16 protein-coding genes are annotated in these 19,930 nt (G+C 76.6%); 13 read left to right on the top strand and 3 right to left on the bottom strand.

What is annotated here, in order from left to right; genetic code table 11:
• Positions 1-31 precede the first annotated feature (31 nt).
• From ACF1AK_RS21070 to ACF1AK_RS21030, 9 genes are all read left to right on the top strand, one after another.
• Positions 32-1,837, top strand: coding sequence for a thiamine pyrophosphate-requiring protein (locus ACF1AK_RS21070; RefSeq protein WP_391500331.1), 1,806 nt, complete (start codon positions 32-34; stop codon positions 1,835-1,837).
• On the top strand, positions 1,824-2,270 hold the full coding sequence (locus ACF1AK_RS21065; RefSeq protein WP_391500330.1) for a hypothetical protein: 447 nt from the start codon (positions 1,824-1,826) through the stop codon (positions 2,268-2,270). The genes ACF1AK_RS21070 and ACF1AK_RS21065 overlap by 14 nt, the downstream gene beginning before the upstream one ends.
• Positions 2,263-4,611, top strand: a complete 2,349-nt coding sequence (locus tag ACF1AK_RS21060; protein ID WP_391500329.1) for a GMC family oxidoreductase — start codon at positions 2,263-2,265, stop codon at positions 4,609-4,611. Before ACF1AK_RS21065 ends, ACF1AK_RS21060 begins: the two co-directional genes overlap by 8 nt.
• Positions 4,608-5,702, top strand: coding sequence for an enolase C-terminal domain-like protein (locus tag ACF1AK_RS21055; protein WP_391500328.1), 1,095 nt, complete (start codon positions 4,608-4,610; stop codon positions 5,700-5,702). The genes ACF1AK_RS21060 and ACF1AK_RS21055 overlap by 4 nt, the downstream gene beginning before the upstream one ends.
• Positions 5,703-5,753: 51 nt before the next feature.
• The gene (locus ACF1AK_RS21050; RefSeq protein WP_391500327.1) at positions 5,754-6,134 is read left to right on the top strand and encodes an STAS domain-containing protein; all 381 of its coding nucleotides are present in this window, start codon (positions 5,754-5,756) and stop codon (positions 6,132-6,134) included.
• Between the two features lie 26 nt (positions 6,135-6,160).
• Complete coding sequence (locus ACF1AK_RS21045) at positions 6,161-6,841, top strand: HAD family hydrolase (RefSeq protein ID WP_391500326.1); 681 nt, start codon at positions 6,161-6,163, stop codon at positions 6,839-6,841.
• Between the two features lie 242 nt (positions 6,842-7,083).
• A complete protein-coding gene (locus tag ACF1AK_RS21040; RefSeq protein WP_391500325.1) occupies positions 7,084-9,594 on the top strand; it encodes a SpoIIE family protein phosphatase in 2,511 nt (836 codons plus the stop codon).
• A 221-nt stretch (positions 9,595-9,815) separates the two neighbouring features.
• Positions 9,816-10,802: an iron-containing redox enzyme family protein gene (locus tag ACF1AK_RS21035; protein ID WP_391500324.1), complete on the top strand. Its 987-nt coding sequence runs from the start codon at positions 9,816-9,818 to the stop codon at positions 10,800-10,802.
• A gap of 87 nt (positions 10,803-10,889) precedes the next feature.
• Positions 10,890-12,464, top strand: a complete 1,575-nt coding sequence (locus ACF1AK_RS21030) for a N,N-dimethylformamidase beta subunit family domain-containing protein (protein WP_391500323.1) — start codon at positions 10,890-10,892, stop codon at positions 12,462-12,464.
• Here ACF1AK_RS21030 and ACF1AK_RS21025 read toward each other — a convergent pair.
• Together ACF1AK_RS21025 and ACF1AK_RS21020 are read right to left on the bottom strand one after the other, a co-directional pair.
• A complete protein-coding gene (locus tag ACF1AK_RS21025) occupies positions 12,452-12,682 on the bottom strand; it encodes a CDGSH iron-sulfur domain-containing protein (RefSeq protein ID WP_391500322.1) in 231 nt (76 codons plus the stop codon). The two genes, ACF1AK_RS21030 and ACF1AK_RS21025, sit on opposite strands and share 13 nt — an antisense overlap.
• Entirely contained in the window at positions 12,666-13,316 is a 651-nt protein-coding gene (locus ACF1AK_RS21020; protein ID WP_391500386.1) for a HemK2/MTQ2 family protein methyltransferase, read from the bottom strand. The genes ACF1AK_RS21025 and ACF1AK_RS21020 overlap by 17 nt, the downstream gene beginning before the upstream one ends.
• Before the next feature lie 64 nt (positions 13,317-13,380).
• Between ACF1AK_RS21020 and ACF1AK_RS21015 the strand changes: the two genes are divergently transcribed.
• Positions 13,381-14,121, top strand: a complete 741-nt coding sequence (locus ACF1AK_RS21015) for a GNAT family N-acetyltransferase (protein WP_391500321.1) — start codon at positions 13,381-13,383, stop codon at positions 14,119-14,121.
• 85 nt (positions 14,122-14,206) lie between these two features.
• Here the strand turns inward: ACF1AK_RS21015 and ACF1AK_RS21010 are convergent, their stop codons facing one another.
• Complete coding sequence (locus ACF1AK_RS21010; RefSeq protein WP_391500320.1) at positions 14,207-15,106, bottom strand: Rieske 2Fe-2S domain-containing protein; 900 nt, start codon at positions 15,104-15,106, stop codon at positions 14,207-14,209.
• Between the two features lie 457 nt (positions 15,107-15,563).
• Between ACF1AK_RS21010 and ACF1AK_RS21005 the strand changes: the two genes are divergently transcribed.
• The 3 genes from ACF1AK_RS21005 to ACF1AK_RS20995 all read left to right on the top strand — a co-directional run bounded on the left by ACF1AK_RS21005 (position 15,564) and on the right by ACF1AK_RS20995 (position 19,788).
• Complete coding sequence (locus ACF1AK_RS21005; protein WP_391500319.1) at positions 15,564-18,974, top strand: LPXTG cell wall anchor domain-containing protein; 3,411 nt, start codon at positions 15,564-15,566, stop codon at positions 18,972-18,974.
• Between the two features lie 186 nt (positions 18,975-19,160).
• Positions 19,161-19,391, top strand: a complete 231-nt coding sequence (locus tag ACF1AK_RS21000; RefSeq protein ID WP_391500318.1) for a DUF6480 family protein — start codon at positions 19,161-19,163, stop codon at positions 19,389-19,391.
• Between the two features lie 160 nt (positions 19,392-19,551).
• Positions 19,552-19,788 carry a DUF6296 family protein gene (locus tag ACF1AK_RS20995; RefSeq protein WP_391500317.1) on the top strand — a complete coding sequence of 79 codons (237 nt, stop codon included), beginning with the start codon at positions 19,552-19,554 and terminating at the stop codon, positions 19,786-19,788.
• Positions 19,789-19,930: the final 142 nt, after the last annotated feature.

Below are 19,930 nucleotides of genomic sequence, written 5' to 3'. Positions count from 1 at the left end.
GGGGCCGTCGGCGCGAAGGAGGAGAAGCACCGTGTCACCGAAGGTTTCCGACCACATCCTGGAACGACTGCGCGCCTGGGGCGTCGAGCACGTCTTCGGCTACCCGGGCGACGGCATCAACGGCCTGCTCGCCGCCTGGGGCCGGGCCGGCAACCGCCCCGCCTTCGTCCAGGCGCGGCACGAGGAGATGGCGGCCTTCGAGGCCGTCGGCTACGCCAAGTTCTCCGGGCGCACCGCCGTGTGCGCCGCGACCTCCGGTCCGGGCGCGATCCACCTGCTCAACGGCCTCTACGACGCCAAGCTCGACCACGTCCCGGTGGTCGCCCTGGTCGGCCAGACCGACCGCAGCGCGATGGGCGGTTCCTACCAGCAGGAGGTGGACCTGCTCAGCCTGTTCAAGGACGTCGCCGCCGAGTACTGCCAGATGGTGACCGTCCCCGAGCAGCTGCCCAACGTCCTGGACCGGGCGATCCGCACCGCCGGCGCCCGCCGCACCGTCACCGCCGTCATCGTCCCGGCCGACGTCCAGGAGCTCGACTACCAGCCGCCCCGGCACTCCTTCAAGATGGTGCCCTCCAGCCTCGGCAGCCCGCACTGGAACGTCGTCCCCCAGGAGGACGAGCTGCGGCGCGCCGCCGAGGTGCTGAACGCCGGACGCAAGGTGGCGATGCTGGTCGGCCAGGGCGCCCGGGGCGCCCGCGAGCAGGTCGAACGGGTCGCCGAACTGCTCGGCGCCGGAGTCGCCAAGGCCCTGCTCGGCAAGGACGCGCTGCCCGACACCCTGCCCTACGTCACCGGCTCGATCGGCCTGCTCGGCACCCGCCCCTCCTACGAGCTGATGCGCGACTGCGACACCCTGCTCACCGTCGGCTCCAGCTTCCCCTACACCCAGTTCCTGCCCGAGTTCGGCAAGGCCCGAGCCGTGCAGATCGACCTCGACCCGTTCATGGTCGGCCTGCGCTACCCCTACGAGGTCAACCTGGTCGGCGACGCCGCCCGCACCCTCGACGCGCTGCTGCCGCTGCTGGTCCGCAAGGAGGACCGCGGCTGGCAGCGCACCGTCTGCGACAACACCGAGCGCTGGTGGGACGTCATGGAGCGGCGCGCCCGCGTCGAGGCCGACCCGATCAACCCCGAGTACGTCGTGCACACCCTCGACGGCCAGCTGCCCGACGACGCCATGGTGACCGCCGACTCCGGCTCCGCCGCCAACTGGTACGCCCGCCACCTGCGCTTCCACGGGCGGATGCGCGGCTCCCTCTCCGGCACCCTGGCCACCATGGGCCCCGGCGTGCCCTACGCGATCGGCGCCAAGTTCGCCCACCCGGACCGGCCCGCGATCGCCCTGGTCGGCGACGGCGCCATGCAGATGAACGGCATGGCCGAGCTGATCTCCGCCGCCAAGTACTGCCACCAGTGGCAGGACCCGCGCCTGGTGGTGGCCGTCCTCAACAACCGCGACCTCAACCAGGTCACCTGGGAGATGCGCGCGATGCAGGGCGCGCCGAGCTTCCTGCCCTCGCAGGAACTGCCCGACGTCGACTACGCGGCGTTCGCCCGCACCCTCGGCCTCGGCGCCCAGCGGGTCCTGGAACCCGGGGAGGTGGAGGGCGGCTGGCGGGCCGCGCTCGCCGCCGACCGCCCCTACGTGCTGGACCTGCGCACCGACCCGGCCGTGCCGCCCATCCCGCCGCACGCCACCTGGGACCAGATCCAGTCCGCCGCCGAGTCCGTCCTGCGCGGCGACGCCGACCGGGTCGCGGTGGTCCGCCAGGGCTTCCGGGCCAAGCTCCAGGAGCTGCTGCCGTCCTTCGGAGGCCGCCATGGGCGCCACTGACCTCGCCGGCCTCGCGCTGCGCAACGTCCGCACCGGACGCTTCCAGCGCTCGCTGGCGCTCGCCACCGCCGGCGGCTCGGTGATCACCGCCGCCGAGATCTTCCTGGAGCACGACCGGGCCGGCTTCGGCAACCGGATGATGTGGTGGCCGGTCTGGCTCGGGCCGGTCGGCGCGGTGGCGGGCGTCGCCGGTGCGGCCAGCCCGCGCGCCGCCCGCACCCTGCTGCCCCTCGCCTCGGCGAGCATCGTGCTCAACGGCCTCCAGGGCACCTGGCTGCACGTGCGCGGGATCGCCGACAAGCCCGGCGGCTGGTCGACGGCCCGCTACAACGTGGAGATGGGCCCCCCGCTGTTCGCCCCGCTGCTGATGAGCCTGGTCGGCGGCATGGGGCTGGTCGCCTCCCTGCTGCGCAGGGAGTCCCGGGATGCCTGAGCGCCCCGCGCCCGGCGGGGGCACCCGCTTCCCCGGCTACGACGTGCTCCGGCAGGCCCGCCACTGGGACGGCGTCACGGCCGCGGTCGTGCTCGCCCGCACCGGCGGCCCGCAGCCGCCGCTGCGCTTCCACACCCCCGCCGAGGAGGCCACCGCCCGGGCCCTGCTCGACCAACTGCTCGACCACCCGGCCGTCCCCGTCCTGCCGATGATCGACGCCCGGCTCGCCGAGCAGCAGACCGACGGCTGGCACTACGCCGACATGCCGCCCGACGACGAGGCCTGGCGCCGCTCCCTGCACGCCCTGGACGCCGACGCCGGCGGACCCTTCGCCGCCCTCGCCGACGACCGGCAGCGGGCCCTGCTCGGCCGGGTCCAGGAGCTGCGGGGGGAACGGTGGCACGGCCTGCCGGCCGGGCACGTCTGGAGCCTGTGGACGCGCTACGCCTGCACCGCCTACTACGCCCACCCCACCGCCTGGAACGAGATCGGTTTCGGCGGCCCCGCCCACCCGCGCGGTTACCTGCGCCTGGGCGCCGGGCAGCGCGAACCCTGGGAGGTCGCCGACGCCGACCCGCGCCCGCCCCGCCCGCCCGACCGCACGCCGCCCCGGCCCGTCCCGCGCGCCACCGATCCCGGCCGGCACTCGCGGCTGCGCGCCGCCGCCGAGACCCTGCGGGCCAACGCCCGCGCCGAACGCGAGACCCGCGCGGGCAACGAGTCGCCCTGGCTGCTGCCGCCCGACGGCCGCGGCTTCGACCACACCCTGATCCGGGACATGCGCCGCTTCCGGGACACCGACGAGGTCGACCTGGTGATCGTCGGCTGCGGCGCCGGCGGCGCCACCCTCGCCCAGCGGATGGCCCGGCACGGCTGGTCGGTGGTGGTCCTGGAGGCCGGGCCGTTCTGGGACCCGCTCGCCGACTGGGTCAGTGACGAGGCCGCCTCCCACCACCTGTACTGGACCGAGCCGCGGGTGATCTCCGGCACCGACCCCGTCCCGCTCGGCTCCAACAACTCCGGCCGCGGCGTGGGCGGCTCGATGATCCACTTCGCCGGGTACGCGCCCCGCCTCCACCCCTCCGACTTCCGCACCCGCACCCTCGACGGCGTCGGCGCCGACTGGCCGATCGACTACGCCGACCTGCGCGCGTCCTACCGGCGCCTGGAGTACGAACTCCCGGTCGCCGGCCAGTACTGGCCCTGGGGCGAACCGCACCCCTACCCGCACCCCCCGCACCGGCTCGGCGGCAACGGCGAGGTCTTCCTGCGCGGCGCCGCCGCGCTCGGCATCGAGGCCCGGATCGGCCCGGTCGCCATCACCAACGGCCGCTTCGGACGCCGCCCGCACTGCATCTACCGCGGCTTCTGCCTCCAGGGCTGCAAGGTCAACGCCAAGGCCTCGCCCCTGATCACGCACGTCCCCGACGCCCTCGCCCGCGGCGCCGAGATCCGCGCCGACGCGATGGCCTCCGGCATCGACCTCGGCCCCGACGGGCTCGCCCGCGGCGTGCGCTACTTCCACCACGGCCGCGAACACCTCCAGCGGGCCCGCACCGTCGCCGTCGCCGGCTACGCCATCGAGACCCCGCGCCTGCTGCTCAACTCCGCGAACCGGCGCTTCCCCGAGGGCCTGTGCAACGACCACGACCAGGTCGGGCGCTACGTCATGGTCCAGGGCGCGCCGCAGACCTCCGGCCGCTTCGACGAGGAGATCCGCGCCTACAAGGCCCCGCCGCCCGAGGTCTCCACCGAGCAGTACTACGAGAGCGACCCCGCCAAGCCCTACCGGCGCGGCTTCACCATCCAGAACATCTCGCCGCTGCCCATCACCTGGGCCGAGCACGTGATCGCCCAGGGCCACTGGGGCGCCGACCTGCGCGCCTACCTCGCCGACTCGGTGCACTGGGCCACCCTCGGCGCCATGGCGGAACTCCTGCCGCAGGCCGGCAACCGCGTCACCCTCGCCGCCGAGACCGACCGGCGCGGCCTGCCCGTCGCCGCGTTCTCCTTCTCCCAGTGCGACAACGACCGCCGGCTGATCCGCGCCGCCCGCGAGGTGATGGAGTCGATCCTGCGCGCCGCCGGGGCGAGCGAGGTCATCACCATCGACCGCTACGCCCACCTGGTCGGCGGCTGCCGGATGGCCGCCGACCCGCGCGAGGGCGTCGTCGACCACCGGCTGCGCACCTTCGCCGTGCCGAACCTGCTGATCACCGACGGCAGCGTGCTGCCCACCCAGGGCAGCGCCAACCCCGCGCTCACCATCATGGCCCTGGTCGACCGCGCGGCCGGGCTGCTCGCCGCCGGCGCCCGATCCGGACTGCGGGCCCCGTCATGAACGCCGTCGAACGGATCGGCGTGCGCGTCTACACCGTCCCCACCGACAGCCCGGAGGCCGACGGCACCCTCGCCTGGGACCGCACCACCCTCGTCCTGGTCGAGGCGGTCAGCGGCCCGCACACCGGCACCGGCTGGACGTACGGCGCCCCGGCCGCCGGCGCCGTCGTCCGCGAGGAACTCGCCGCCCTGGTCACCGGCCGGGACGCCCACGACACCGCCGGCGCCCACGAGGCGATGAACCGCGCCGTGCGCAACACCGGCCGCCCCGGCCTGGTCGCGGGCGCCCTCTCCGCCGTCGACCTCGCCCTGTGGGACCTGCGCGGCCACCTGCTCGGCCTGCCGCTCGCCCGGCTGCTCGGCGGCGCCGCCCGGCCCGTCCCCGTCTACGGCAGCGGCGGCTTCACCACCTACTCCGACAAGCGGATGACCCGCCAGCTGCGCGGCTGGACGGAGGACCAGGGCATCCCGCGCGTCAAGATCAAGATCGGGGAGTCCCGGGGCACCCGCGAACGCCGCGACCTCGCCCGGGTGCGCGCCGCCCGCGCCGCCGTCGGCGACCGCACCGCGCTGTACACCGACGCCAACGGCGCCTACCGGCGCAAACAGGCCGTCCGGATCGGCGACGCCCTCGCCGACCAGGGCGTCACCTGGTTCGAGGAACCCGTCTCCTCCGACGACCTCACCGGCCTGCGGATCGTCCGCGACGCGGTACGGCCCGACGTGACGGCGGGGGAGTACGGTCACGACCCCGCCTACTTCGCCCGGATGGCCCCCGTCGTCGACTGCCTCCAGGCCGACGCCACCCGCTGCGGCGGCCTCACCGGCTGGCTGCGCGCCGCCGCCCTCGCCGAGGCGCACGGCCTGGACGTGTCCGCCCACTGCGCCCCGCACCTGCACGCCCACGCCGCCGCCGCCGTCCCCAACTGCCGCCACCTGGAGTGGTTCCACGACCACGTCGCGATCGAACGGCTGCTCTTCGACGGCACCCTCGACCCCGCCGGCGGCACCGTCACCCCCGGCGCCGACGGCGCACCCGGCCACGGGCTGCGCCTCGCCCCCGCCCGCGCGGCCCCCTACCGGACCGCGTGAGCCCGGGTGCCGCCCCCGTCCGGCACCGCACACCCCAGAGGAGCACCCGCGATGACCCGCCGTCAGCCCCGACCGCCCGCCGACACCACGACCGTGCCGGACGAACCCGCCGGACTCGCCGTCCGCCTCCGGCCGTGGGCCCGCGGCAGCGTCCTCGCCCTGCACGGCGAACTCGACCTGGACTCCGTCGCCGTCCTGCGCCGGGCCCTCGACCGCGCGCTCGCCGTCCCCGGCACCGTCGTGGTGATCGACTGCGGCGACCTCGCGTTCTGCGACTCCACCGGCGTCGGCGCACTGCTGGAGGCCGCCGCCCGGGCGGCCGGCTTCGGCAGCCGGGTGGAGATCGCCCGCCCCCGGCCGCTGGTCCGCCGGGTACTCGAACTCACCGGCGCCACCGAAGCGTTCGCCGTCCACGACACCGTGCCACCTTAGGCCCGACCCCCTCCAGGGAGGATCCGATGACCACCAACCCGGCGGCTCTCTTCGACGTCGACGGAACGCTGCTCGACACCACCTACCTGCACACCCTCGCCTGGTGGGAGGCCCTGCGCCAGTACGACCGCGCCGTCCCCGCCGTCCGGGTGCACCGGGCCGTCGGCATGGGCGCCGACCGGCTGCTCGACCACCTGCTCGGCGAGGACCGCGACCACGCCGACGACGAGGCCGTCACCGCCGCCCACGACGCCCTCTACGCCCGGTACTGGCCCGTGGTGCGCCCGCTGCCCGACGCCGCCGAACTGCTGCGCTCCTGCGCCCGCCGCGGCTGGCGGGTGGTCCTGGCCAGCTCCGCCTCCCAGCGCGAGCTGACCGCGCTGCGCGCCGCGCTGGACGCCGACGAGGTGATCGCCGCGGTCACCACCGCCGACGACGTCGCCGCCACCAAACCCGAGCCCGACCTCGTCCGCGCCGCCCTCGACCGGGCCGAGAGCACCCCCGAGCTGGCGGTCTTCGTCGGCGACACGCTCTGGGACGTCATCGCCGCCGCCCGGGCCGGGCTGCGGTGCGTGGCCGTCGAGAGCGGCGGGCACTCCGCCCAGGACCTGCTCGGCGCCGGCGCCGCCGAGGTCCACGCCGACACCGGGGAACTGCTGGCCGGCCTGGACACCAGCCTGCTCGCCCGCCCGCCGGTCCCCGGCTGAGCCGCCCCGGGCCGTCCGGGCGGACCCGTCCGCTCGACCCGGGCGGGTCCGCACCGCGATACTGGAAGTCCGGGCGGGTCCGCCCGTCCGGAGGTCCCGCGTGCGCGCCGGGGTGTCCGGCCGACGGCACGGGCAGGCGCGTGGCGGAGCCCCACCGACACCGGGGAGACCGTCATGCAGCTCGCCCCCCTCCCGCTCCGCCCCGACCGGTCCGGAGCCCTCCCGCGCCGACAGGCGTGACCGTGCCCGGCCCGCCGCCCTCCACCGCGGGGCAGGACCCCCCGCGCCCGGACACCCCGCCGGGCGCCGAGGAGACCGCCGTGCTGCGCGAGGCCGTGGACCGGCTGCGCACCGAGGCCGAGGGACTGCGCCGGGCGATGCGCAGCCGCGGCGTCATCGAGCAGGCCAAGGGGATGCTCACCGAACGGCTCGGCTGCACCCCCGACGAGGCGTTCGCGTACCTGGTGCACCTCTCCCAGGACACCAACCGCAAGGTGGCCGACCTCGCCGCGGGCCTGGTGGGCGTCGCCGCCCCGCCGCCCGAGGACGCCACGGCGACCCCGGACGGCGGGCAGGCCCCGGCCGGGCCGCCGCTGCCGGCGGGCGGGGAACCGGCCGCCGCCTACCCGCAGCCGCCCGAACCGCCCCGGCCCCTGCCGCACCCGCCGGGCGGGGCGGCCCACGCCCGGGTCCACGACCTCGCGGCGCTCTTCCACCTGGCCTCCTCGGCGCTGGCGAGCGCCGACACCCCCGAGGACCTCGCCCGGGCGCTGCACGAGGTCGCCCTCGCCCCCGTCGGCGTCATCGCGGTCGTGCTCGGCCTGCTGGAGCCGGACGGCGCCCTCGCCCTGGTCGCCGGCCACGGCGTCCCCGCCCAGCGGCTCAGCCAGTGGCGCCGCATCCCCCCGGAGACCGGCGTGCCCCTGGTCTCGGCCGCGCACGGCGGCGGCATGGTCTGGGAGTTCGACCCCCCGGAGAGCGACGCCGGCCGGCCGGTCACCGGCCGCATCGTCCCCGGCCGCAGCGCCTGCGCCGTCCCGCTGCACCACGGCGGGCGGATCATCGGCGCGATGAGCCTCGGCTGGGCCGGCCCGGCGGAGCAGGCCCGCTCCGCCACCCGGTACGTCAACGCGCTGGCGGGGCCGGTGGGCGTGAACCTGCTGCGGGTGGCGGCGGGCGACGGCGGTGAGCCGGCGCTCGCCGTCCCCGGCGGCGAGGCCTGGCTGCGCGGCGTCCTGGACGCCACCTTCTCCCCGGTCCTGGCGCTCTCCGCGGTCCGCCCGGGCGGCCGCGGCGGGCCGGTCACCGACCTGCGCGTCGCCTACGCCAACCGGGCCGCCGTCGGCCCCGGCCCCTCCGCCCAGGGCCGGCGCCTCAGCGAACTGCACCCGGGCCTGGTGGCCACCGGGACGTTCGCCCGGATCCTGCGGGCCGCCGTCGAGGCCGTCCCGCACGAAGGCCCGGCGGAGGGCTTCAGCGGCACCGGCAGCCCGGAACGGGCCGTGACGATCCGCGCCACCCCCTTCCTGGACGGCCTGCTGCTCACCTGGCGCCCGCGCCGCGGCCCGGTCGAACGCGCGGCCCACCTGGCCGAGGCGCAACGGCTCTCGGGCGTGGGCAGCTTCCGCTGGTCGACCGGCGATCCCGGGCCGGACTGCTCCCGGGAGGCCCTGCGGCTGCTCGGCCTCGGCGGCGGCCGGCCGGCCGTGGTGCCGCTCGCCGGGCTGTTGCACCGGGTGTGCCCCGAGGACCGGCCCGCCGCGGGCCTGCTGGTCCGCCGACTGCTCGCCGGCCAGCACCTGGCCACCCTGGAGTTCGGCGTGGTCGGCGCGCACGGCGCCGCCCCGCGCGTCCTGCGGGTCGTCGCCGAGTCGCTCGCCGATCCCGGAGGCGGCCGGGCGCGCACCGTCAACGGCGTCGTCGAGGACGTCACCGGGCGGCGTCACACCGACGACCAGCTGACCGCCGTCCGCTCCCGCCTCGCCGAGCAGCGCCGCCGGGCCGCCGCCGAGCACCGGGCCGCGCGGGCCCTGCGGACCGCGCTGACGGCGGCGTCGTCCGTCGCCGAACCGGAGACCGGCGGGCCGGAGAGCGCCGTCCGCCCCCTGCGCGGCGCCGAGAACCCCCGCTCGGCGGGGGACCTGTGCGACCTCCTGCGGCTGCCCGGCGGCCGCTACCTGCTGGCGGTCGGCGGCGTCGGCCGGCGCGGCCCGGTCGCCGCCGTCCGGGCGGGCGAGGTCCGCAACGGCCTGCGCGCCCTCGCCCACACCGGGGCCGGCCCGGCCGAACTGCTCGACGTGCTCAACGCCATGCTCCGCGAGCACGACGGCCACCGCACGGCCGGCGCCGTCTGCGCCCTCTACGACCCGCACGCCGGTGAACTGCTGTGGAGCGCCGCCGACGAGGTGCCCCCGCTGCTCCTGCGGGCCGGCGCCCCCGCCTTCGCCCCCGGCCCCGTCGGCCCCGCCCTCGGCGCCGGCGCCGAGGCCCGCTACGACCAGTCCGATCTGAGCCTGCGGCCGGGCGACGTCCTCCTGTTCGCCACCCTCGGCCGTCCGGTGCACGGCCCGGGCGCCGACCGCACGGCCCGCCTGCTCGACGCCGCCGGCCCCCCGGACGGCGGCGGGCCCGCCGCTCTCCCGGCCCTCCCCGCCCACCTCGACCGCATCGCCGCCCGCCTGACCACCGGCCCCGCCCCCGTCGATCACGGTCTGCTCCTGGCCCTGCGCGTCCCGGCCCCGCCCGGACGGTGACGCCCGCCCGCTGTCGCACGGCCGGCCGTGCGTGGGGTTCGTTCCGGACGATCGGGGGAACCCGCCCGGCCGGAAGCGGAGCACGACGCCGAGGAGGCGGACGGTATGGACCTGCGGACCCCGAACGCACCGCCCGCTCACGGGGCCGGGGGACGGCCGCCGCTCCCCGGGCCCGCCGGGGCGCCGGCGAACCGGCGTCCGTCCGGTGGCGGGAGCACGCGATGAGGCGGACCCCGGCTCCCCGGGGGCCGCTCTCCGCCGCCGTCCTCGCCCTGGTGACCGCGGGCCCGCCCGACGGCGCCTGGACGGAAGCGCTCCGCGGCACCGACCCGTGGGGCGAGGACCACCAGCTGGCCCTGTACCTCTGCTACGAACTGCACGACCGCGGCCTGCCCGGCGTCCACCCCGGCTGGGAGTGGGACCCCGGCCTGCTCGCCCGCCGCCGCGGTCTGGAGCGCCCGTTCCTCGCCGCCGTCCGGGACGCGGCGGGGCCCGTGCCGCCGCTCGCCGAGGCCGTCGGGGGCCTGCTGAGCGCCGAGGGCGACGGCGGCCCGTCGGCGTACCTGGAGGCCGAGGGCGAGCGCTGGCAGGCCCGGGAGTACCTGGTGCACCGCTCGGTCTACCACCTCAAGGAGGCCGATCCGCAGCTGTGGCTGCTGCCCAGGATCCACGGCCCCGCCCAGGCGGTGCTGATGACGGTCGCCTTCGACGAGTACGGTGCCGGGCGGCCCGAGAACGCCCATGCGCTGCTGTTCGCCCGGATGATGGCCGACCTCGGCCTGGAGCCGGCCTACGGGCACTACCTCGACGCGGTGCCCGCGCCCGCGCTGGCGGTGGTCAACCTGATGATGCTGTTCGGGCTGCACCGCGCGTTGCGCGGCGCGGCCGTCGGCCAGTTCGCCGCCATCGAGATCACCTCCTCGCCGGGCGCCGCCCGGCTGGCCGCCGCGCTGGAGCGCCTGGGGGCCGGCCCGGAGGGCACCCTGTTCTACCGCGAGCACGTCGAGGCGGACGCGGTCCACGAGCAGCTGGTCCGGCGCGGCGTGATCGACGCGCTGACGGCCACCGAACCCGCGCTGGCCGGGGACATCGCCTTCGGCCTGGCGGCGACGGAGGCGGTCGACGGCCGGTTCTCCGCCCACCTGCTGGAGCACTGGCGGGCCGGGCGCAGCTCGCTGCGCTCGCCGCTGCCCGACGGTCCCGGCTGAGGTGGTGTCGCTGCCGCCCCGCCGGTGCGGGCTCCCGCATCCTTTTCCCGACGACCGGTCAGCGGGGGCCGAGGGTGCGGAGGGTGCATGGACGGGCAGCGCGGCATGGCGGGACGGCGGCGGTTCCTCGGGCTGACGCTCGCCGCCGCGGCGGCCGGGGCCTGCAGCCGCTCCCCGACGCCCGCGCCCCCGGGGACCCGTTCGTCGGCCACCCCGCCCGCCGCGACGGCGGCCCCGGCCGAGGCCGCGCCCACACCGACGGAAGCGGAGAACGCCCTGCCCGGCGACGCCGGCTGGCGGATCACCGCCGCCGGCCCGCCGGAGGCCGTCGAGGGCTACGCCGCGCAGGTCAGCGCGCTGCCCGGCGAACGCGTGCGGCTGCACGTGTCCACCACCGCCCCCGCCTTCCGCGTCAGCGCCTACCGCATGGGCTGGTACGGCGGTGCGCGCGCCCGCCTGCTGTGGCGGTCCCCGCCGCTGCCCGGCGGGCGCCGGCCGCCCGCCGTCGTCGACCCCCGCACCCGCACCGTGACCACCGCCTGGGAGCCGTCCGCCGAACTGGACACCACCGGCTGGCCGCCCGGCAGCTACCTGCTGCGCCTGGACGCCGTCGACGGCGAGGGCCAGCGCTACGTGCCGCTGACGATCCGCTCCGCGGCCACCGCCGGCACCCTCGTCGTCGTCAACGCCGTCGGCACCTGGCAGGCGTACAACCAGTGGGGCGGCCACGACCTGTACGACGGCCCGAGCGGCGGGCTCGCCACCCGCTCGCTGGAGGTCAGCTTCGACCGCCCGTACCTGTACGACGACGGCGCGGGCCTGTTCCTCGTCTACGAGGCGCCGCTGATCGCGCTGGCCGAGCGCCTCGGACTGCCGCTGTCCTACGTCACCGGCGTGGACGTGCACCGCCGCCCCGGCATCCTCGACGGCGCGCACGCCGTCCTGTCGCCGGGCCACGACGAGTACTGGTCGCCCGAGCAGCGCGCGGCCGTCTCCGCGGCCCGCGACGCCGGGACCAATCTGGCCGTGCTCGGCGCCAACTGCTGCTTCCGGCGCGTGCGCTACCAGCCGTCCCCGCTGGGCGAGGACCGGATCATGGCCTGCTGGAAGGGCGACTGGGCCCGCGACCCCGGCTACCTGGACGGCGGGCCGGCCACCACCGACTTCCGGCTGGGGCCCGGCGCCGACCCGGAGAGTTCCCTGCTCGGCGTGCTGTACGACGGCTACCCCGTCGACGCGCCGTACGTCGTCACCGCGCCCGGGCACTGGATCTTCGACGGCACCGGCGTGGCGGCGGGCGACTCCTTCGAGCACCTGGTGGGCGTCGAGTACGACACGGTCGACGCGGCCCGCTCCTTCCCCCGGCCGCTGGAGATCGTCTCCCACTCCCCGGTGGTCTGCGACGGCCGGCGCGCCCGCGCCGACACCGCCTACTACACCCACCCCTCCGGCGCGGCCGTGTTCGCCTGCGGCACCATGCGCTGGGTCGAGTCGCTGGACGCCGAGGGCCCGGCCGCCCCGGGCGTCAACCACGGCCTGGACGGGCGCACCGGCGCGCTGACCCGCCGGGTGACCGAGAACGTCCTGCGGGCCTTCGCGGCCGGCCCGGCCGCCGCCGCCCGCCCGGCCCAGGACAATGTGCGCGGCGTCTACCCGGCCTGAGGCCGGGCCCGGCGCCGCCGGTGGCTGGTGTCGCAGAACGGCTGGTTCCGGCTGCGCCGGCACGCGCAGAGCGCCACCACCGGGCGCTCGCAGAGCCGGACCAGGCCGTCCGGCCCGGTCACCTCGACCGGGCCCTCCACCAGGACCGGCCCCTCCGCCAGGACCGTCACCCGCACCGGTGGACGGCCGCCGCCGCCCGGGTCACCGCGACCGGACACCGCGCACCACCACCAACTCCTCCTCGCGTTCGCCCGCCCCGATCAGCCCCAGCCGTTCGAACAGTCCGGCCCGCGCCGTCATCACCGGCCCGAACACCTGCCGACGGCGGGCCACCACGGCCGCCCGCAGCCCCGCGTCGCGCAGCGCGGCCAGCGTCTGCGGCACCCCCGCGAGCGAGGACTGCACCAGCAGCAGCGTTCCGCGGGCGGTGAGCAGCTCCGGCACCTCCCGGCAGATCCGGTCGAGGACGAGCCGCCCGTCCGGCCCGGCGTCCCAGGCCAGCGCCGCACCGCGGGGCCGTCCGGGCTCCTCGGCGGGCACGTACGGGGGATTGGCGGTCACCAGGTCGAAGCTCCGCCCGCTCACCGGGCCGGTCAGATCGCCCCGGCACAGCTCGACCCGGCTGCGGTGCAACCGGGTGTTCACCCAGGCGGTGAGCACGGCGCGGGGCGAGAGGTCCACCGCCGTCACCCGTGCCCCGGTGCGCGCGGCGGCCAGGGCCACCACCCCCGTGCCGGTGCCGAGGTCCAGCACCCGGCTGGCGGGGTCGAGGGCCTCGCGGCGCAGACAGCGGACGAGCAGGTCGGTGTCGCCCTGGGGCGGGTACACACCGGGAGGTCTGATCAGCAGCATGCGGAGCGGCTGCCCCACCGGGGCGGTCCCACACCCCGGCGAGCCGCCTGGCAGGATCGGACCCGTGGCGGACGATCCTGCGGTGGTGCGGGCCGCGGCCCCGTGGCGGGAACTGGCGGCGGTGCCGGTCGCCTTCGGGGCGGCGGGCGAGGCCGAGGTGGTGGTCTCTCCCGGGTCGCGGCTCTGCCCGCCCGGCTGGGTGGGCGTCGTCGTCCTGGGCGGGGCGGCCGTCGTGACGGCGCCGACGCAGGAGACCGCCGACCGGATCCGCGCCGCCGTGGCCGGGGTGCCGGCCGGCCGGCTGGGCGATCCGGCGGTGTTCACGAGGGCGTTCCCGCTCGGCCGGGTGCTCGGACCGGCCGCGCTCGCCTATGTGTCCGCGGCCGGCTTCCGGCCGGCCGCGGGGGACGCGGATCCGGACGCGGGCGTGGAGCGGCCGGAGCGCCTGCCGGCCGGACACCCGGACCTGACCGGTCTGCACCGGGCCGCGGGGCGGGCGGACGCCGACGAGGCGGGCCTCGACGAGATCACCTCGCCCGCCTTCGCCGTCCGGGTGGACGGCCGGATCGCGGCCGCCGCCGGCTACTGCCGCTGGCCGGGCCGCACGGCCCACCTGGCCGTGCTGACCGCGCCCGCCCTGCGCGGCCGTGGCCTCGCCCGGGCGGCCGCCTCCGCCGCGGTGCGGCACGCGCTCGCGCGGGACCTGCTGCCGCAGTGGCGGGCCAGGGTGCCGGCGTCCCGGCGCGTGGCGGCCGCGCTGGGGTTCACCGAACTGGGCGTCCAGCTCAGCGTCGAGCCGCTCTGACCCGCACCCGCTCTGACCCCCGCACCCGCTCTGCCCCGCACCCGCTCGCGCGGCTTCCCCGCGCCTCTCTCGGCCCCCGGGCCCCTCAGCCCGCGCCGGGGAGCCGGATCTCCAGGTGTCCGGAGAGCGCCCGGGCCTGGAGCACCGGCTGGGGGGCGGTGGCGGGCCCGCGGGCGACCTCGCCGTCGCTCAGCCGGAACTCGCTCCCGTGCCACGGGCAGCGCAGACAGCCGTCCACCACCGTGCCCTCGGCCAGCGGGCCGGACAGGTGCGCGCAGCGCTCGGCGAGGACGTGCCAGCCGTCCTGGTCGTCGTGGACCACCACCACCGCCAGCCCGTCGACCGTGCGCCGCACCGGCTCACCCGGCGGGAAGTCCTCGACCGGCCCCACCGCGACCCAGTCCGGGGGCGCCAGCCGGGGCACGGCCGCCGCCCGGTTGGGGCCCGCCGCCTGCCGGTAGGAGAGCTGGCCGCCGAGCACGCCGCCGACCGAGACGGCGGTCAGCCCGGCGAGGCCGAGCAGCCGGCCCTTCATCGGCCGGTGGTGGCAGCGGGCCATGAGCGAGGCGGCGAACAGCAGGACGCCCGCCGAGTTGGAGGCGGCGTGCACCAGACCGGTGCGCCGCCGGGGCGGGTCCAGGCGGGCCCAGTCCGCCCAGCCGGCCGCGGCGGCGGGCCCGGCCGCCGCCAGCCCGGCGGCGACCAGGACGCCCGCCGCCCGGCGGTGCCCGGGCAGGGCGTCCAGGAGCTCCGCCGAGATCCAGCAGCCGATCGGCAGCTGGACCAGCGCCGGGTGCAGGGGGTGGCCGAGCCACACACCGTGCAGCAGGTCGCGGTAGCGGCCGAGCGGCAGCCCGTTCACCGCGTCGGCGAGCGGCGCGGCGGCGCGGTCCAGGAAGCGCCACCCGGCCGGGGCGTCGAGGGCGTCACGCAGCCGGCGGGAGCACGGCCCGCCCTGCGGGAGGTCATGGGAGGAAGTGTCCATACCCGGCGGCTAGCCGACCGGCGGCCGGGCAAACCCGCCTCCGCCGGTGCGTCGTCCCCGCCCACTCCGGACGGCTTGGCCGGACCCCGATCGACCGGACGCTCCGCCTGCCGAAGTCCTGGACCGACGACCGCGAGCGCTGCCGGCTCGCAGGAACCGGCGACGAGGTCGGGTTCACGACCGGGCACCGGACCGCCCGGCGGGACGGTCCGCCGGGCGATCCACGGCGGGATCCCGTTGCGCCGGGTGACCGCGGACGCCGGCTACGGCGACAGCAAGGGCCGGCGCACCGAGCTCGAACGGTCTCCGTCCACCGCTCCCCGGACGGCTGCCCCGCAGGCTCGGCGTCCTCGTCGAGCCCCGGTGGCGGCATAGGGGTCTGTTGCGGGAGCCGTCCGAGGGACCTGCCGGGCTGTCGTCCGAGGCGGTCGGCCGGCCGCTGCTAGTGATAAAAAATATGAGAAGCAGACAATCCCCTTCGCCCCCTGGCCAGAGCGGGTGGCGTGGGCGGGGCCCCCGCCTCGCCGCGGCCGTACTGGCCCTCGCCGTCGGCACCGCGCTGCCCCTGTCGACCGGCGGGAGCGGCGTCGCCCGGGCCTACCCGAGGGCCGCCGCCAACCCGACCGGGCAGGCGCAGGTGCGGGCCGCCGGTGCTCCGCTGCTCGACGAGTCGTTCAGGCAGGCCACCGCTCCGGAGTTCTCGGCGGTGGGGCCGGCCTGTCTGACCGGCGCTCCGCCGACGGCTTCGCCCCCGGGGAGCGGGAACCACCCGGTGCTCGGCTGCCCGCCGGCCATCGGGCCGGTGCCTCCGGACAACGCGGCGCCGGAGGGCTTTCTGCGGCTGACCGACGCCGGGCACTTCCAGAGTGCGGCCGTGCTGTACAACCACGCCCTCCCGGCGGGGCAGGGTCTTGACGTCACGTTCGACCAGTACCAGTACGGAAGCACCACCCCGGCGAACCCGGCAGACGGGATCTCCTTCTTCCTCGTGGACGGTGCCGCTTCGCTGACCCGTCCGGGCTCCTACGGCGGCAGTCTCGGCTACGCCCAGATCCGTCAGGCCGACAATCCCGGGAGTCCGCTGCTGCCCGGCGTCGACCACGGATACCTCGGCCTCGGCCTGGACGTCTACGGCAACTTCTTCGGTGACGGGGAGGAGCGCGGCAACGGCTGTCCCCAGCGGGCGCCGGCCAGGATCGCCTTCCCGCCACCGGGTCCGAACATGGTCACCCTGCGCGGCCCGGGCAACGACGTGGTCGGCTACTGCTTCCTGACGGCCACGACCAGCAACCTCACCACCACCGGTCCGTGGCCCTCGACCCTGCCGGGCAAGCTCCAGGGCCCGACGACCGTCCTGCCTCCGGGCGTCACCCCGGCGCAGGCCGCGGACATCCTTGAGGAGTCCCGGCGGCAGGTGAACGTGCGCATCACCGCCGGGGCCAACCCGACGATCACCGTGGCGATCGACTTCAACGACGGCACCGGCCCGCACCAGGTCCTGTCCACCCCCGCGCCCCAGCCGCTTCCGGCCACCTACAAGTTCGGCTTCGCCTCGTCGACCGGCGCGTCCACCGACGTCCATCTGATCCGGAACGTGGTCGTCACCACCGACGCCCCGCTGCCCCAGCTGAACCTGGTGAAGCAGGTCAGGCTGCCGTTGCCCGGTGACCTTGCTCCGGGGTCGCAGGTGCCGTACGACTTCGTGGTGACCAACTCGGGCAACACCGAGATCTCCAACCTGGTCGTCAACGACCCGAAGGTGGGCCCGGTGTCGTGTCCCGTGACCACGCTCGCGCCCGGTCGGACGATCACCTGCACCGCCACCTACACGGTCACCGCGGCTGACGCGGCCAACGGATCGATCGACAACACCGCCGTCGCGACGGGAACGTCGAACGGCGACCCGGTCACCTCGCCGCCGTCCTCGGAGAGCGTGCCCCTCGAAAAGCCGCCCGCGCTCCAGATCGAGAAGAACGTGGTCACGCCGGGCCCCTACACCGTCGGGCAGACCGTCACCTACTCCTACACCGTCCGCAACACCGGCGGGGTGCAGCTGACCAACATCCAGGTTCACGACGACCACGTCACGGGCATCACCTGCCAGTCCACCACGCTGGCTCCGGCGGACAGCACCGGGGACACCACCACCTGCACCGGCACGTACACCATCACGCCGACCGACGGGACGACCGGTTCGGTCACCAACACCGCCACGGCGACGGGCACCACGGACGGGCAGACGATCACCTCCCCGGAGACCGACCTGACCATTCCCGTCGGAACGCCCCACCTCACCCTGACCAAGCAGGTGGTTTCGAGCGGTCCGTACCACGTGGGTTCGACAGCCGCCTACTCCTACACCGTCACCAACACCGGCAGCACGGTTCTGCACAACGTGACGGTCCAGGACACCCGGGTCGCGCCCGTCCCGTGCGATGCGACCACCCTCGCCCCCGGCGCCACCACCACCTGCCACGGGACGTACACCGTCACCCAGGCCGACATCGACGACTGTACGCGCGCCGACAGCAACGCCACCCAGTGCGTCATCGTCAACACGGCGCGGGCCGGGGCGCTCGATCCGCAGGGCCACCCGATCGCCAGCGACCCCGCCGACGCGAGCATCACCGTCCCCGTCCCGGCGCCCCGGCTGTCCCTGGCGAAGCAGGTGACGTCCAGCGGCCCGTTCCAGGTCGGTTCGGTGGTCGCCTACTCCTACCGCGTCACCAACACCGGCAACCTCGCCCTGAACGACCTGACCGTCACCGACGACCACATCACCGGCATCGTCTGCGACGCGACCACCCTCGCGGCCGGCGCCACCACCACCTGCCACGGCACGTACACCGTCACCCGGCAGGACCTGGTCTGTGACCAGCCCCACCCGGACGGCTGCCACGTCATCAACATCGCCGTGGCCTACGCGACGGACCAGACCGGCGACCAGGTGGTCAGCGAGGAGACCACGGCCGTCATCACGGTGAACCAGGGCGCGCCGGCGCTGAGCCTGACCAAGCGGGCGGACCGGCCCGGCCCGTTCTCCGTCGGCGAGACCGTCACCTACACCTACACCGCCCACAACACCGGCACCACCGACCTGACCGGCCTGACCGTCACCGACGACCTGATCGGCAACGTCAGCTGCACCGCGACCCGCCTCGCGCCGGGCGAGAGCACCACCTGCCACGGCTCGTACACGATCACGGAGCGGGACGTCGAAGCGGGTCGTGTGACCAACACGGCCCGCGCGTCGGGCACCGACCCCGAGGGCCGGCCGGTGGAGAGCCCGCCGGTGGAGGTGACGGTGGAGACGGTGCCGGGTGCGCCGTCGTTGTCGATCACGAAGCAGTCCGACGTGTCGGGCTCCGCGAGAGCGGGTGACACGGTGACGTACACGTACACGGTGACCAACAGCGGGTCGACCGTGCTGACGGACGTCGCTGTCAGCGATGACCGGGTGGCGTCGGTCGTCTGTGACACGACGACGTTGAACCCGGGCGGGAGCACGACGTGTCGTGGCACGTACGTGGTGACGCAGGAGGACGCGAGGGCCGGTCATGTGACGAACACGGTGACGGCCTCGGCCCGTACCCCGAACGGGGAGTCCGTGAAGAGCCGGCCCGTGTCGTTGTGCATCACGGTGTCGGAATGCCCCGGGAAGGAGGGCTGCGGGAAGCCGCCTCACCCGTCGAAGCCGCCGCACCCGGGTGGCCCGTCGGAGCCGCCGCACGGCGGGGGCGGTCACCTGCCGGACACGGGTGCGACGGTCACGGCGGCGGGGCTCGCCGCCGGCGGTCTGGTGACGGTGGGCGGCCTCCTGCTCCACCGTGCGCGGCGCCGTTCGAACACGGACCGGTCCGTGGAGTAGCGCCCGCAGGATCACCGTTCGCCGGAGCGGACCGCTTCCGGGCCTTCGGGCCCGGGGGCGGCCCGTGTCGTACGGGCGGTGGCCCCGGCAGACGTGGTTGCCCGGCCGAGCGGCACCGGGGTTTGCCGCCGTCCACCCGGGGAACCCGCCGGGGTTCCGGAGCAAGCCACGACCCGGGACGACATCATGGCCACACCTGACCCCGACCCCGACCGCACACCCGGCCTCGACCCGCGCGGCACCCTGCCGCCCGGCGGCGACACGCCGCCGGCCGAAGGAGGCATCTCAGGAATCTCGCACCCCGAGCCCGTGGAGGTCCGCCGGGCCTGGGGCCGCTGGCCCGCCGTCGTGATCGTGCTGGCGGCGGTGGCCGTGTCGGTCATGCTCATCGGGATGATCGTCGCGCTGAGCACCTGAACCGCACGACCGCACGACCGGCACGACCGCACGGCTGCGGGACCGCCGCGCCGGGCCGCCCCCGCCGCCCCGCCCCCTACCGGGGGCGGTGGCCCCGAGGTGCGGTCCGGCCCGGTGTGCGGACAATCGACAGGCGGGGGCCGAACCGAGGAGGCGGGCCATGACCGACCCGTACCGCCGCTACGCGGTGACCCTGCCGGCCACGACCGGCGGACACGCGCCACTCTCCGTCGTCGTCGTCCACCGGACCGGCGCCCTGGGACCGGGCGGAAGGCCGGTGTGGGCGAGCGCCGACGGCGGTCTCCGGGTGGAGATCGCCGGCCAGGTGGCCACCGTCCTGACCGCGCCGGCCGGAAGCGCCCGGCACCCCTGCCTGGACGCCGTGCCACTGCCCTGACAGCGCATGCTGAGGGCGCGCGCAGCGTGGGGGGGGGGGGGGGGGCCCGGGGGGGGGCCCCCCCCCCCCCCCCCCCCCCCCCCCCCCCCCCCCCCCCCCCCCCCCCCCCCCACCCCCCCCCCCCCCCCCCCGCCCGCCCCCG

Origin of the sequence: Kitasatospora sp. NPDC015120, assembly GCF_043080305.1 — a bacterium.
Lineage (GTDB): Bacteria > Actinomycetota > Actinomycetes > Streptomycetales > Streptomycetaceae > Kitasatospora.
This window is presented reverse-complemented; position numbering and strand designations above follow the sequence as displayed.

Bases quoted from the DNA above. Each gene is read 5' to 3' on its own strand.
- ACF1AK_RS21065 (WP_391500330.1), top strand. From the start codon at position 1,824: ATGGGCGCCACTGACCTCGCCGGCCTCGCGCTGCGCAACGTCCGCACC.
- ACF1AK_RS21060 (WP_391500329.1), top strand. From the start codon at position 2,263: ATGCCTGAGCGCCCCGCGCCCGGCGGGGGCACCCGCTTCCCCGGCTAC.
- ACF1AK_RS21055 (WP_391500328.1), top strand. From the start codon at position 4,608: ATGAACGCCGTCGAACGGATCGGCGTGCGCGTCTACACCGTCCCCACC.
- ACF1AK_RS21050 (WP_391500327.1), top strand. From the start codon at position 5,754: ATGACCCGCCGTCAGCCCCGACCGCCCGCCGACACCACGACCGTGCCG.
- ACF1AK_RS21045 (WP_391500326.1), top strand. From the start codon at position 6,161: ATGACCACCAACCCGGCGGCTCTCTTCGACGTCGACGGAACGCTGCTC.
- ACF1AK_RS21035 (WP_391500324.1), top strand. From the start codon at position 9,816: ATGAGGCGGACCCCGGCTCCCCGGGGGCCGCTCTCCGCCGCCGTCCTC.
- ACF1AK_RS21030 (WP_391500323.1), top strand. From the start codon at position 10,890: ATGGACGGGCAGCGCGGCATGGCGGGACGGCGGCGGTTCCTCGGGCTG.
- ACF1AK_RS21020 (WP_391500386.1), bottom strand. From the start codon at position 13,316: ATGCTGCTGATCAGACCTCCCGGTGTGTACCCGCCCCAGGGCGACACC.
- ACF1AK_RS21010 (WP_391500320.1), bottom strand. From the start codon at position 15,106: ATGGACACTTCCTCCCATGACCTCCCGCAGGGCGGGCCGTGCTCCCGC.
- ACF1AK_RS21005 (WP_391500319.1), top strand. From the start codon at position 15,564: ATGAGAAGCAGACAATCCCCTTCGCCCCCTGGCCAGAGCGGGTGGCGT.
- ACF1AK_RS21000 (WP_391500318.1), top strand. From the start codon at position 19,161: ATGGCCACACCTGACCCCGACCCCGACCGCACACCCGGCCTCGACCCG.
- ACF1AK_RS20995 (WP_391500317.1), top strand. From the start codon at position 19,552: ATGACCGACCCGTACCGCCGCTACGCGGTGACCCTGCCGGCCACGACC.